This is a genomic window from Streptomyces sp. NPDC032822, from assembly GCF_055578825.1.
In genome coordinates this window covers 383,857-397,380 of record NZ_JBVIOL010000001.1, presented here as the reverse complement: position 1 = coordinate 397,380, position 13,524 = coordinate 383,857, and the positions used below count along the sequence as shown (strand labels likewise).

At 71.7% G+C, this 13,524-nt stretch carries 8 protein-coding genes and 1 pseudogene; 3 read left to right on the top strand and 6 right to left on the bottom strand.

The window, feature by feature from the left end; all coding sequences use genetic code 11:
- Positions 1 to 6: 6 nt before the first annotated feature.
- Positions 7 to 210, bottom strand: a pseudogene (locus ACZ5VD_RS02060) (3-phosphoshikimate 1-carboxyvinyltransferase); the annotation flags it as partial.
- Between the two features lie 388 nt (positions 211 to 598).
- Between ACZ5VD_RS02060 and ACZ5VD_RS02055 the strand changes: the two are divergent.
- Positions 599 to 2,395, top strand: coding sequence for a glycoside hydrolase family 3 protein (locus tag ACZ5VD_RS02055; protein WP_468550515.1), 1,797 nt, complete (start codon positions 599 to 601; stop codon positions 2,393 to 2,395).
- A 140-nt stretch (positions 2,396 to 2,535) separates the two neighbouring features.
- Positions 2,536 to 3,162, top strand: coding sequence for a hypothetical protein (locus tag ACZ5VD_RS02050; RefSeq protein ID WP_468550516.1), 627 nt, complete (start codon positions 2,536 to 2,538; stop codon positions 3,160 to 3,162).
- Positions 3,163 to 3,210: 48 nt separating this feature from the next.
- Here ACZ5VD_RS02050 and ACZ5VD_RS02045 read toward each other — a convergent pair whose 3' ends face one another.
- The 5 genes from ACZ5VD_RS02045 to ACZ5VD_RS02025 form a co-directional block, all read right to left on the bottom strand.
- The gene (locus ACZ5VD_RS02045; protein WP_468550517.1) at positions 3,211 to 4,635 is read right to left on the bottom strand and encodes a S28 family serine protease; all 1,425 of its coding nucleotides are present in this window, start codon (positions 4,633 to 4,635) and stop codon (positions 3,211 to 3,213) included.
- Between the two features lie 91 nt (positions 4,636 to 4,726).
- Positions 4,727 to 5,104: a hypothetical protein gene (locus ACZ5VD_RS02040; protein ID WP_468550518.1), complete on the bottom strand. Its 378-nt coding sequence runs from the start codon at positions 5,102 to 5,104 to the stop codon at positions 4,727 to 4,729.
- Between the two features lie 144 nt (positions 5,105 to 5,248).
- Entirely contained in the window at positions 5,249 to 8,962 is a 3,714-nt protein-coding gene (locus ACZ5VD_RS02035; RefSeq protein ID WP_468680227.1) for an ABC transporter ATP-binding protein, read from the bottom strand.
- A gap of 149 nt (positions 8,963 to 9,111) precedes the next feature.
- Positions 9,112 to 10,164 carry an esterase-like activity of phytase family protein gene (locus ACZ5VD_RS02030; RefSeq protein ID WP_468680226.1) on the bottom strand — a complete coding sequence of 351 codons (1,053 nt, stop codon included), beginning with the start codon at positions 10,162 to 10,164 and terminating at the stop codon, positions 9,112 to 9,114.
- 43 nt (positions 10,165 to 10,207) lie between these two features.
- Complete coding sequence (locus ACZ5VD_RS02025; RefSeq protein ID WP_468550521.1) at positions 10,208 to 11,059, bottom strand: serine hydrolase; 852 nt, start codon at positions 11,057 to 11,059, stop codon at positions 10,208 to 10,210.
- A 155-nt stretch (positions 11,060 to 11,214) separates the two neighbouring features.
- On the opposite strand from ACZ5VD_RS02025, the gene ACZ5VD_RS02020 reads away from it, so the two are divergent.
- On the top strand, positions 11,215 to 13,473 hold the full coding sequence (locus ACZ5VD_RS02020; protein ID WP_468680225.1) for a mannosyltransferase YkcB-related protein: 2,259 nt from the start codon (positions 11,215 to 11,217) through the stop codon (positions 13,471 to 13,473).
- Positions 13,474 to 13,524: the final 51 nt, after the last annotated feature.

The following is a 13,524-nucleotide window of genomic DNA, read 5'->3' as shown; positions in this document are numbered from 1 at the left end:
CGTCCTTCACAGCCGTGCGCACAGCGCCCCGAACTCCTCGTGGAGACCGGGGAAAGTCTTGCCTACGCAGCCCGGGTCGTCGAACGAGATTCCCGGCGCGCGCGGTCCGGCCACCGCGAAGGGCATCACGATGCGACGGTCGCCGCAGGACGTGATCTCCGCGCCCGACGGGGCCGCGCAGGCCTCCAAGCGGTCACACTCCTTGCCCCTGCGGCGAAGCCCTCCGGGTCGTCCGAACGGAGCGGACGCAGGAGCGTGGCGACACCGCCGTCGGACCCTCCCGCCCCCTCGATCCCACCCGTACCGACTTCGGGAAACCGGGAACCCCCCGCCCGGCGCCCCCGTCCAACCCGCAAGCTGTCGGAGAGTCACCGTGGTGCGGTGTCGGCCTCGCTGCTGGCTGCGAACGCTGACCTACCCTCTCCGCCGCGCCACGGCCGGCAGCACACCGTCATCGGCGCGCCCCCCTCCAACAGCGCCGATGGCGGCCCCTCTTCCGCGCCCTCCGTGCGCCTTCCCTTGACTGGCAGAAACTTCCCGGATATTGCTGACTCCACGGAAGTTTCCTTCAGTGGATCAACCTCCGGAAGGAGCGCACGTGCCCTCCAGACGTACCGTCCTCGCCGCCTCCGCCGGCGTCACCGCCGCCCTGGCGACCGGTGGCACCGCCCACGCCGGCACCCCCGACCAGAAGCTCCGCGCCCTCGTCTCCCGGATGACCCTGGAGGAGAAGGTCGGCCAGCTCTTCGTGAGCCGGGTCTACGGCCACTCCGCGACCGCCCCCGACCAGGCCGACATCGACGCCAACCTCAAGGAGCTCGGCGTCCGCACGGCGGCCGAGCTGATCGCCCGGTACCGGGTCGGCGGGATCATCTACTTCACCTGGGCGCACAACACCCGCGACCCCCACCAGATCGCCGACCTGTCGAACGGGATCCAGCGCGTGTCCCTGGAACAGCCGCGCGGGCTGCCCGTGCTGGTCTCCACCGACCAGGAGCACGGCATCGTCTGCCGGGTCGGGAAGCCCGCCACCCTCCTCCCGGGCGCGATGGCGATCGGCGCCGGCGCGTCCCGGACCGACGCCCGCGCCCTCGGCCGGATCGCCGGGCAGGAGCTGGGCGCGCTGGGGATCCGGCAGAACTACTCCCCCGTCGCCGACGTGAACGTCAACCCGGCCAACCCGGTGATCGGGGTGCGGTCCTTCGGGTCCGAGCCGGACGCGGTGGCCGGCCTGGTGGCCGCCGAGGTCGCCGGGTACCAGCGGGCGGGCGTCGCGGCGACCGCCAAGCACTTCCCCGGCCACGGCGACACCGCCGTCGACAGCCACTACGGCTTCCCGGTCATCACCCACACCCGCGCCCAGTGGGAACAGCTCGACGCGCCGCCCTTCCGCGCCGCGATCCGCGCCGGCATCGACTCGATCATGACCGCCCACCTCATGGTCCCGGCGCTCGACGACTCCGGCGACCCGGCCACCCTCTCCCGTCCGATCCTCACCGGCATCCTCCGCGAGGAACTCGGCTACGACGGGCTGGTGGTGACCGACTCGCTCGGCATGGAGGGCGTGCGGACCAAGTACGGCGACGACCGCGTGCCGGTGCTCGCCCTGAAGGCCGGCGTGGACCAGCTCCTCAACCCGCCCTCCCTGGACATCGCGTGGAACGCCGTCCTGAAGGCCGTACGGGACGGGGAGCTCACCGAGGCGCGGCTCGACGAGTCGGTGCTGCGGGTGCTGCGGCTGAAGGCGAAGCTGCGGCTGTTCGAGAAGCCCTACGTCAGCCGGGCCCAGGTCACCGGCACCGTCGGCGTCCCGGCGCATCTGGCGGCGGCCGACCGGATCGCCGAGCGGACCACGACACTGCTGGTGAACGAGGGGCGATTGTTGCCGCTGTCCCGGCGTACGCATCGGTCGGTGCTCGTCGTCGGGGCCGATCCCGCCTCGCCGTCCGGGACGACCGGGCCGCCCACCTCGGTGCTGGCTGGCGCGCTCACCGCACTCGGCTTCACGGCCACCGCGCTGTCGACGGGCACCGCGCCCTCCGCCACCGTCATCGCCCAGGCCGTCGCGGCGGCGGCGGACGTGGACGCGGTGGTGGTGGGGACGTACAACGTCACCGCGGCCAGTGGTCAGAAGACCCTCGTCGAGCACCTCGTGGCGACCGGGAAGCCGGTGGTGGCGGTCGCGATCCGCAACCCGTACGACGTGGCCCACCTCCCCTCCGTGTCCGCCTGCTTGGCCACCTACTCCTGGACGGACGTCGAACTGCGGGCCGCCGCCCGGGTGATCGCGGGACGGGTGGCACCGCGCGGCAGGCTGCCGGTGCCGGTGCAGCGGGCGGACGACCCGGCGCGGGTGCTCTATCCGGTCGGCCACGGGCTGTCGTACAGAAGGTAGAGCGGCCGTAGCGCCCGGGGCGTAGCACGCGTACGTCACGCAACCGGCGCACCACCCCCGAAAGGCTCAAAACACCCTGTTTGTCTGGCGTGTGCCCGCTTCGGCGGGTCACGCTGGGCGGGGTTTCCGGGGGGATGGCGATGCGCGAGAGATGGTCCGTGGGGGTGGTGTGCGCGCTGTCGGCGCTGCTGGTCGCCCTGGTGACGGGGTGTTCGGAGCCCGCGTCCGACGCGGGCGGCGGGCCGGGCACCGCGGTGTCGCCGTCGCCGTCGCGGACCTCCGGGTACGGCGCGGTGTTCCTCGCGGTCGACGAGTGCAGTTCCTTCGGCACCACCAGTTTCACCGAGGTCGCGTGCGACGGTGAGCGGGCGGCGGCCCGGGTCGTGGCCCGCCGCGACGGCACGGCCGGCGACGGGCGGTGCCCGGGGACCACGGACTTCGTGCTGCACATCAGCGAACAGAGCCAGGGGTCCGACGAGGACGGCGACGGGGCGATCCCGCAGGGCTACGCCTGTATGCGCAACCTGGGTCCGCCGCATCCCGGCGACCCGGGCGGCGGGGGCGGGCCGCGCACCATCGTCGGCGACTGCGTCTACGGCCTCGGCGGCGGCCAGGTCCGCGAGACGGCCTGCGACGGCAAGGGCGAGAGGAAGCCCGAGCACCAGGTGACCAAGGCGGTCGACCAGCGTGCCCAGTGCCCGCTGTCGACGGCCCTGTACGTCCAGTTGGGCGGCGAGCACAAGGTGGGCTGCGCCCGGCCGGTGTGATCCACTGAGGGACCGACGGCCGGGCGCAGCACCGGAGTTGCCGCCCGGCTACGGACGCAGCGTGGGCTCACGCTCCACGTCACGCACGTCCAGCCTGCTGTCGAACCTGGCCAGCGGCCTGGCCGCCGACGGGTCGGACTGGACGGCCGGGGACGCGACCCCGGCCCACTTCAGGATCTTCGCCGTGGCCAGCGCCTTCTGGTCGGCGACCAGACCGGCCACGTTCGCGCCGTGGTTGAGGCCCGGGGCGGTGAAGACGTACGAGTCCTTCGCGCCCTTGCCGAGGCGGAACGGCTCCGCGCCCCACGGGTCGTTCTGGCCGTAGACGAAGAGCATGTGGCGGGCGTTGCGCTTCACCCAGGAGTCCACGTCACGCATCGCGTTCGGCTGGAACCTCATCGAGATGTCGCGCGGCACGAAGTTCCGCGGCGGCTGGTAGCCGTAGCGGATGTACTTCTTCTCGATGTGCGGGAACTTGATCGTCGGGGCGCCGAGCTGGGTGCCCGCCTGGTAGTAGTACGGCGTGTACGGCGACAGGCCCTGGTCGGTGTAGAAGGAGAACCCGGAGATCGTGTCGATCGAGGTCCAGATGTCGCCGTCGGTCGCGTTCTTCGCGTCCGCGGGGATGGAGTCGCAGTCGGAGAGCAGGCTGTACTGCCAGAAACCCCAGACGTAGTCGAGGACGACCGCCTCGTAGGCCCTGTCCAGGCTGCCGACCGTGTCGAAGGTGAAGCCCTCGGCGGCGGCGTACTGCGCGTACTTCTTCTCCAGCGGCTTCCGGCGCACCAGCGCCTCGCGCTGTACGGCGTTGAGCCGGTCGCGGCACGCCTTGGTGCCGACGCCGGCGAAGAAGCGGTCGTAGGCCGAGTCCTCGTTGTTCACGACGTCGTTGGGGGCGACGTACGCGATGACGCCGTCCATGTCCTTCGGGTAGAAGCGCTCGAAGTAGGTGGCGGTCATGCCGCCCTTGGAGCCGCCCGTGGAGACCCAGTTCTCGGGGTAGACCTTCTTCAGCGCCTTGAAGATGCGGTGCTGGTCGCTGGCGGCCTGCCAGATGTCCAGCTTGGTCCAGTCGGCCGGGTCGGGCCGGGACGGCGTGAAGTAGCGGTACTCCATGGAGACCTGGTTGCCGTCCACGATCTGGGTGGGCTCGCGGCGGCCCGGGGTCGTGGAGACGTTGTAGCCGCCGGTGTAGAAGACCGTCGGGCGGGAGACGTCCTTGTGCAGCACGGTGATCCGCTGCTGGAAGGTCCCCTTGGACGGGTGCCGGTGGTCGACCGGCTGGGTGTAGTTGAGGACGAAGAAGCGGTAACCGGTGTAGGGCTTCTCCTCGATCAGGCTCATGCCGGGTATGGCGAGCAGTCGGTCCTTGATGTCGGTGGCCTCCGGCTCGGCGGCGGTGGCCGCCCCTGCCGTACTGACGGTACCTATGAGCAGCACCAGCGTGAGCAGCCATCTGAGCGCCTTGCGCATGCACCCTCCCCTGTGAAACAGATGTGCGCCGGAAGCTATCGGAGCAACGGCGTTCACACCAGGGGCGGTTCGGACGGGGTGCGGTCGCGGTTCAGAGCCGGAGCCAGCCCGCGGAGTCGTAGGAGCCCCGGCCCACCGCCCCCTTCAGCCACACCTTCCGGGTGCCCGAGCGCACGGTCACCGGCCCGGCACGGTAGGCGTACCGCCCCGCGTCGACGACCGGAACGAGGCCGCGCACCTGCACGCTGACCATCATGTGGCGCTTGGTCCCGGGCTTCTTGGGCAGCGTGATCGCGCAGAGGTATCCGCGCTGCTTGTAGATCTGGACGGATCCGGTGGAGAACGGGAACGTCCGGACCTTGCGCCCCGCGCAGGACGAGCCGGCGGCCAGCGCGTCCCCCGGCGTGGCGAAAGCGAGCAGTGCGGAGGCGGTCAGCACGGCCACGCCGAGCGCCAGCCGCCGACGCATCGCGGCACCCCTGTCCACAGTGGTCCCTCCCGTGACTTCCGTGACTTCCACAGCTCCGGTTGCCGCGCGTGACACGCGTACTGATGTACGGACGCAGGACCTGTGTCCGATGGTTGCCGCGGCGCGCCTCTTCAGGCCACGCCGTCAGGCCGCCGCCGGCTCGTCCTCCCCCACGAACGCCCGCCACAGCCGGGCGTACCGCCCGTCCCGCGCGAGCAGCTCGTCGTGCGTGCCGTCCTCGGCGACCTGCCCGTGGTCCATGAGGACCACCCGGTCGGCGCGGGCCGCGGTCGTCAGACGGTGGGCTACCACCAGGGTCGTGCGACGGCCCGCGATGCGGTCGGTGGCCTGGTTGACCTGGGCCTCCGTGGCGAGGTCGAGGGCCGCGGTCGCCTCGTCGAGGAGGAGGACGTCCGGGTCGACGAGTTCGGCGCGGGCCAGCGCGATCAGCTGGCGCTGGCCCGCGGAGAGGTTGCGGCCGCGTTCGGCGACCTCGTGGAGGTAGCCGCCCTCCAGGGTGGCGATCATCTCGTGGGCGCCGACCGCGCGGGCCGCCGCCTCGACCTCGGCGTCGGTGGCGTCGGGGCGGCCGTAGGCGATGGCGTCACGGACGGTGCCCTGGAAGAGGTAGGCCTCCTGCGGGACGACGCCGAGGCGGTGGCGGTAGGAGGTGAGGTCGAGGGTGCGCAGGTCCGTGCCGTCGACCGTGACCCGGCCGCCGGTCGGGTCGTAGAAGCGGGCGACCAGCTTGACCAGGGTGGACTTGCCGGCGCCGGTCTCGCCGACGAAGGCGACCGTCTGGCCGGCGGGGATCCTGAGGTCGATGCCGCCGAGGGCCTCTTCCTCCGTTCCGTAGGCGAAGTGCACGTCCTCGAAGGCGATCTCGCCGCGCAGGGAGAGCACTTCGAGGGGTTCCTCGGCCTCCTTGGTGGAGGTGGGCTCCTGGAGCAGCTCCTGGATGCGGCCCAGCGACACGGTGGCCTGCTGGTAGCCGTCGAAGACCTGGGAGAGCTGCTGGACGGGGGCGAAGAACAGGTCGATGTAGAGGAGGTAGGCGACCAGGGCGCCCGTCGTGAGGGTCGCCGCGTCGATCCGGCCCGCGCCGACGATCAGGACCGCCGCCGCGGCCACCGACGACAGCAGCTGCACGAACGGGAAGTAGATCGAGATCAGCCACTGGCCCCGGATGCGCGCCCGGCGGTAGCTGTCGCTGCGCTCCGCGAACCGCCGGCTGCCGTCCCGCTCGCGGCGGAAGGCCTGCACGATCCGCAGCCCGGACACCGACTCCTGGAGGTCGGCGTTGACCGACGACACGCGCTCACGGGCCAGTTCGTACGCCTTCACGCTCGCCCGGCGGAAGAAGAACGTGGCGACGATCAGCGGGGGCAGGGTGGCGAAGACCACGAGGGCGAGTTCGACGTCGAGGACCAGCAGGGCGACCATGATGCCGAAGAAGGTGACGACCGAGACGAACGCGGTGACGAGGCCGGTCTGCAGGAACGTGGAGAGGGCGTCGACGTCCGTCGTCATCCTCGTCATGATCCGGCCCGTCAACTCCCGCTCGTAGTAGTCGAGTCCGAGTCGCTGGAGCTGGGCGAAGATCTTCAGGCGGAGGGAGTACAGGACCCTCTCGCCGGTGCGTCCGGTCATCCGGGTCTCGCCGATCTGTGCCCCCCACTGCACGAACACGGCGAGCAGGGCCAGCAGGGAGGCGGCCCAGACCGCGCCGAGGGCGGCCTGCGTGACGCCGTCGTCGATGCCGTGCCGGATCATCACCGGGAGCAGCAGGCCCATGCCGGCGTCCACGGCGACCAGCCCGAGGCTGATCAGCAGCGGCACGCCGAAGCCCCGCAGCAGCCTGCGCAGTCCGTAGGACTCCTCGGTGGTGACCGCCCGCGCCTCGTCGATGTCCGGGACGTCCCTCGCCGGGGGCAGCGCGTCGACCTGGGCGAGCAGCTCGGGTGTGGCCGGGGTGCCGGCGAGGGCGGCGTCCTTGGGCTCGCGGTCGCCGGTCCACAGCCGTGGTGTCACACCGCGCTCGGCGTCGAACTCCGCGTCCAGCTCGTCGCGTACGGAGGTGTCCTCGGCCGGGGCGGCGGGGTGGGCGTGGCCGGGTGAGACGCCGCCGAGTTCGTCCGGGTCGGTGAGGAGGCGGCGGTAGAGGGCGGAGCGCCGCTGGAGTTCCTCGTGGGTGCCGAGGTCGGCGAGCCGGCCGCCGTCCAGGACGGCGATGCGGTCGGCGAGGTTCAGGGTGGAGCGGCGATGGGCGATGAGGAGGGTGGTGCGGCCCCGCATGACCTGGGCGAGCGCCTCGTGGATCTCGTGCTCGACGCGGGCGTCCACGGCGGAGGTGGCGTCGTCGAGGACCAGCAGGCGCGGGTCGGTGAGGATGGCGCGGGCGAGCGCGACGCGCTGGCGCTGGCCGCCGGAGAGGGTGAGGCCGTGCTCGCCGACCTTGGTGTCGTAGCCGTCGGGGAGTTCCGCGATGAACCGGTCGGCCTGGGCGGCGCGGGCGGCGGTCTCGATCTCCTCCCGGGTCGCGTCCGGGCGGCCGTAGGCGATGTTGGCGCGGACCGTGTCCGAGAAGAGGAAGGAGTCCTCGGGGACCAGGCCGATCGCGGCCCGCAGCGAGTCGAGGGTGAGTTCGCGGACGTCGTGGCCGCCGATGAGGACGGCGCCCCGGGTCACGTCGTAGAAGCGCGGGAGGAGGAGCGAGACGGTCGACTTGCCGGAGCCGGAGGAGCCGACGACGGCGAGGGTCTCGCCGGGGCGGATCTCGAAGCTCAGCCCGGCGAGGACGGGGTTGGTCCCGCCGGCGACGTCGTAGCCGAAGGAGACGTCGTCGAACTCGACCGTGGCGGGGGCGTCGGCGGGGAGTTCCTTGGTGCCGTCCTTGAGGGAGGGCTCGGTGTCGATCAGCTCCAGGACGCGTTCCGTGCCCGCGCGGGCCTGCTGGCCGACCGTGAGGACCATGGCGAGCATCCGGACCGGGCCGACGAGCTGGGCGAGGTAGGTGGAGAAGGCGACGAACGTGCCGAGCGTGATGTGACCGCGGACCGCGAGCCAGCCGCCGAGGGCGAGCATCGCGACCTGGCCGAGTGCGGGAACGGCCTGGAGGGCCGGGGTGTACCGGGAGTTGAAGCGGATGGTGCGCAGCCGGCCCGCGAAGAGGCGGCGGCCGACCTCCCGCAGCTTTCCGGTCTCCTGGTCCTCCTGTCCGAAGCCCTTCACCACGCGTACCCCGCCGACCGCGCCGTCGACGACACCGGCGACGGCGGCGGCCTGCGCCTGGGCGTACCAGGTGGCCGGGTGGAGCTTGCTGCGGCTGCGCTTGGCGATCCACCACAGGGCGGGCGCGACGCCCACGGCGACCAGCGTGAGCGGCAGGGACAGCCACGCCATGATGACCAGGGAGATCAGGAAGAGCAGGAGGTTCCCGATGGTCATCGGGAGCATGAAGAGCAGGCCCTGGATCAGCTGGAGGTCGCTGGTGGCCCGGCCGACGACCTGGCCGGTGGACAGCTCGTCCTGACGGCGGCCGTCGAGGCGGGTGATCGTCTCGAACATGTCGGTCCGCAGGTCGTGCTGGACGTCGAGGGCGAGACGGCCGCCGTAGTAGCGGCGGATGTAGGTGAGGACGTACACGACGACCGCCGCGGCGATCAGGGCGCCGGCCCAGGGGGCCATGTCCCGGGTGTGGCCGACGATCACGTCGTCGATGATCACCTTGGTGGCGAGGGGGACCAGCGCCATGACGGCCATGCCGGCCAGGGAGGCGCCGAGCGCGAGGACGACGTCCTTGGGGTGGCGCCAGGCGTATCCGGCCAGCCGGTGTGCCCATCCCCGTTGCGGTGTCACGCGGTGCCCTCCGTCAGCAGTCCTGATCTTCCGGAAGGCACCAACGCGAAACGAAGCGGATTTCATCCCTCCGCAACAATTCCGGGGCGGCGGAGTGGGGGCTGGACGCGCCCCGCGGCGGAGCCGCACATCGATACGGCCCCGCGCCCCTAGGGGGTCGGCCGTACCCGGAGGTGGTAGAAGCGGGTCGTCTGCACCGCGTTCTGGTTGTCGTCGCTCACCAGGAGGACCTTCAGGCGGCCCTGGTGCCGGCCCGTGACCACCATGCCCTCGATGTTGTCGAGGAGTGGATTGGGCTGGGGCTGCTTCGCCGTGGCGCCCAGGGACGGGCAGGTGGCGATGTCGGTGAGCAGGGTCTTCCGGATCAGGCGGACGCCGTTCTGGCCGGTCAGGTTCTCGACGGCGCCGGTGTCGGTCGCGCGGCGCGGGTCGGCCAGGTAGAGGCGGACGGTGTTGCCGACGCCGGAGGTGAAGCCGCGTTCCAGGACGAGGAGGCGGCCGTCGGGGAGGGCCTGGACCTCGGGGACGCCGAGGCCGGCGTCGACCGGGTAGGCGTACTGGGCGGCGAGCCGGAAGCTCTTCCCGTGCCGCTGCCAGGTCTGGAAGCGGACGATGCCCGCGCTGTCGCCGGAGAGGGCGTACTCCATCGAGGCCAGCAGGGTGCGCCCGCCCGGGAGCAGGGTCAGCCCCTCGAAGGTGCCGTTGGAGACGGCCCGGCCGGCCGGGGCCACCTGAAGGGCGGCCGGGACGGGGAGCCGGTCGAGGATCCTGCCGTCGCGGGAGTAGCGGCGGATGGACGGCTCGGTCTCGGAGGTGACCAGCCGGGTGCCGTCCCGGTCGATCGCCAGGCCCTCGGAGTCGAGGGCGGTGCCGTTCTCGTCGGCGAGCGGGACCACCGCGCGGGGCCGGTGGGTCCTCGCGTCCAGGGAGAACAGGGAGGAGCGGTCGGAGAGGGCGGCGAGCGAGCCGTCCCGGTCCACGGCGAGCGCGGAGAGGTTGCCGACGAAGGTGCCGTCGTAGGTCGTCTTGTCGAGCGCGTCGGAGAAGCGGTCGAGGGCGACGGACGGCGAACAGGCGTGGCTTTCGCCGGTCTTCCTCCCGGCGTCCTCCCCGGCCCCGGCGTTCGCGGGCCCGGCGGCGGCCAGACAGGTGGCCGCCGCCAGGGCGGCGGAGGTGGTGGCGAGTACGGTTCGCAGGCGCATGGAGGTCACGCTAGGGCGGGCCGGTGACGGACGGGAGACCGCCTCATGAAGCGGCGAGGTCCTTGTGGACCGCCTTGGCGACACCCTGGATGGTCGTGATCCCGTAGTTCATGGTGCTGTTGCCGTGCGTGAGCACCGTGATCACGTAGTCGTGGCCGCCGCCCTTGAAGGCGCCGACGCTGTGCACCCGCCAGCCGTTGGTGGCGCGCTCCAGCCAGCCGTTCTTGACGGCGACGGAGACCCCGGACGGCACTCCGTACGGCGTCCCCCAGCGCTGCGAGGAGACGACCTGGCCCATCAGCTTGAGGATGTAGGCGCGGCCGTTGTCGCTCAGGACGGTGTTCTTCGCGGTGACCAGCTTGAGGAGCTTCTGCTCGTCGGTGACGGTGATCTGGGTGAGGCCCCAGTAGCCGTTGGCGCCCGGCTTGGTCTGGGTCATACCGGCCGCGGCGAGGAAGCCCTTGATCTTCGTCAGGCCCAGCTGCTTCCAGAGTTTGCTGGTCGCGTTGTTGTCCGACTTGGTGATCATGGCCTTGGCGAGCGAGGACTCGGTGTCGGTGAGATAGCGGTTGTGCTTCTTCGCGTCCCACAGCAGCGTGGCGAGGACGGTCACCTTGACGACGCTGGCCGAGTCGAAGGCGGTGGAGGGCCTCAGGGTGCAGGTCGTCTTGGTGGTGCGGTCGTAGACACCGACGCCGATCGTGCCCTTGCGGTTCGCCAGGGCGGCGGTGATGTCCTTCTTCAGCTTGGCGGCGAGGCCCGCCTTCGCGGACGTACAGCTGACGGCCGGTGCGGCTGCGGCGGCGGGCGCGGCGGCGGCCACGAGGGGGAGGAGAACACCGGCGCCGACACCGGCCGCCACCACTCTCGCGCGTATGGATATCCCGTGAGTCATGCCCTGTTGACGCATAAGTTCGAGCGAAAGGTTGTACGCATCGGCGAACGGTTGGGCAAAGACTGCACGAGGCGTTACCCGGCCCTTGGTGAATTCACAGGCGGGGACAAGGTCCGGCACAGCGCGCACCCACGCGCGCTCTGGAGCATGCCGGGGTGACATCAGCCACCGATTCCCACCCCCACACGACCGTGACCCCCGATCTGCCGCCGCCGGCCCCGCCCGCGGCGCCCCCGGAGACGGCACCTCGCTGGTCGCTGCCCGCGCTGGTCTCGATCCTGGTCCTGGCGACGGTCCTCTACGCCTGGAACCTGTCCGGATCCAGCCTCAACAGCTTCTACAGCGCCGCCGTCTACAGCGGCACGCAGAGCTGGAAGGCGTGGTTCTTCGGCTCGCTCGACGCGGGCAACTTCCTCACCGTCGACAAGCCGCCCTTCGCGTTGATGGTCATGGGGCTGTCGTGCCGGGTCTTCGGCTTCGGGACCTGGCAGATGATGGCGCCCGAGATCGCCGCCGCCCTGGGCACGATCTGGATCCTGCACTCCTCCGTGAAGCGGGTCTTCGGGCACGTGGCGGCCACGATCGCCGCGCTCGTCCTCGCGTTGACGCCGATCACGGTCGCGATCAACCGGGACAACAACCCCGACACCATCCTCGTTCTGCTCATGGTGGGCGGCGCGGCCCTCGCGCTGCGCGCCACCCGCAACGACAGGCTGCTGCCGCTCATCGGCTCCGCGGTCCTCTTCGGGCTCGCCTTCAACACCAAGATGCTCCAGGGCTACATCGCCCTGCCGGCCGTCTTCGCCGTGTACGTGTACGCGTCGCAGCTCGGCTGGAGGAAGAAGGCCGTCAACCTGGCCCTGGCCACGGTCGCGCTGGCCGTGGCCAGCTTCTGGTGGGCGACGGCCGTGTCCCTGGTCCCGGCCGACGACCGGCCCTACATCGGCGGCTCGACCGACGGCTCCGCCTGGAACCTGATCATGGGCTACAACGGCCTGGGCCGGGTCCTCGGCGGCGAGGGCAACGGCGGGGGCGGAGGCGGCGGGGGCGGCACCTTCGCCGGTACCGCGGGCATCGGCCGTATGTTCAACGACGTCCTCGGCGGCCAGATCTCCTGGCTGATCCCCTTCGCGTTCATCGCGCTCGTGGCCGGCCTGGTGCGGTGCGGGCGCGCCCCGCGCGTCGACCGGACGCGGGCCGCGCTGGTGCTGTGGGGCGGCTGGCTGGTGCTGCACTACCTGACCTTCGCCATGGCCGAGGGCACCATGCACCCGTACTACACGACCGCGCTCGCCCCCGGCATCGCGGCCCTGTGCGGTGGTGGCGGCGTGATGCTGTGGCGTGCCTTCCGCGGTGGGGACGCCCGCTGGTCCTGGGTGCTGCCCGCCGGACTCGCGGTCACCGGTGTCTGGGCGATCGTGGTGCTGCGCCGGGCCACCGGCTGGAACACCTGGCTGTGGCCCGTCATCGGCGTGGTCATGGTCCTCGCGATCGTGGGCCTGTTCGTCTTCCGCTCCGCGAACTCCGGCACCAGGGTCCGACTGCTCGCCGTGTCCGTCACCGCGGCGATCGTGGCGGCCCTCGCGGGCCCGACGGCCTACGCCGCCTCGCCGGCCTTCTCCACCTCCGGCGGCGGTATGGGCGGCACCAACCCGACCGCGGGCCCGTCGACCGGCGGCGGCATGGGCGGTCCCGGCGGCGGCATGGGCGGCGGCCGGGGCGGCAGCGGCGGTGGCCCCGGCGGCGAGATGCCGGGCGGCACCCAGCAGGGCGGCCGGGCGAACGGGGAGCTGCCCGGCGGCGGTGGCACCGGCGGCCGGATGACGCCGGGTGGCGGCAACGGTGAGCTTCCGGGCGGCGGTACGGCTCCCGGCGGCACCGCGTCCGGCGGCGGCACCGGTGGGACCGGTACGGCTCCCGGCGGCGGTGGCGGTACGAGCGGCGGCCCCGGCGGCGGTATGGGCGGTGGTGGCGGTATGGGCGGCAGCGTCGACAGCGGGCTCGTCTCGTACCTGGAGAAGCACCAGGACGGCGCCAAGTGGCTGCTCGCGGTGTCCAACTCGCAGGGCGCCGGCCAGCTGATCCTCAGCACCCACAAGCCCGTCATCTCCATGTGGGGCTTCACCGGCTCCGACAAGGCGATGACCCTCGCCAGGCTCAAGGAGCTGGTGAAGAAGGGCGAGCTGCACTACATCCAGCTCGGCGGCGGCGGTATGGGCGGCAACAGCACGCTCAACCAGGAGATCACCGCCTGGGTGCAGAAGAACGGGACGGCGGTGAAGGAGAGCGAGTACAGCTCCGACTCGACCTCCGACTCCGGCTCCAGTTCCAACTCCGGCTCCACCGATTCGGACACCTCCTCGCAGAGCGGCACCTCGACCGTCTACCGCCTGGACGCGTCGGACGTCAGCTGAGTCCGGCACCGGCGAACGGCCCCCGACCACGCGGTCGGGGGCCGTTTTGGT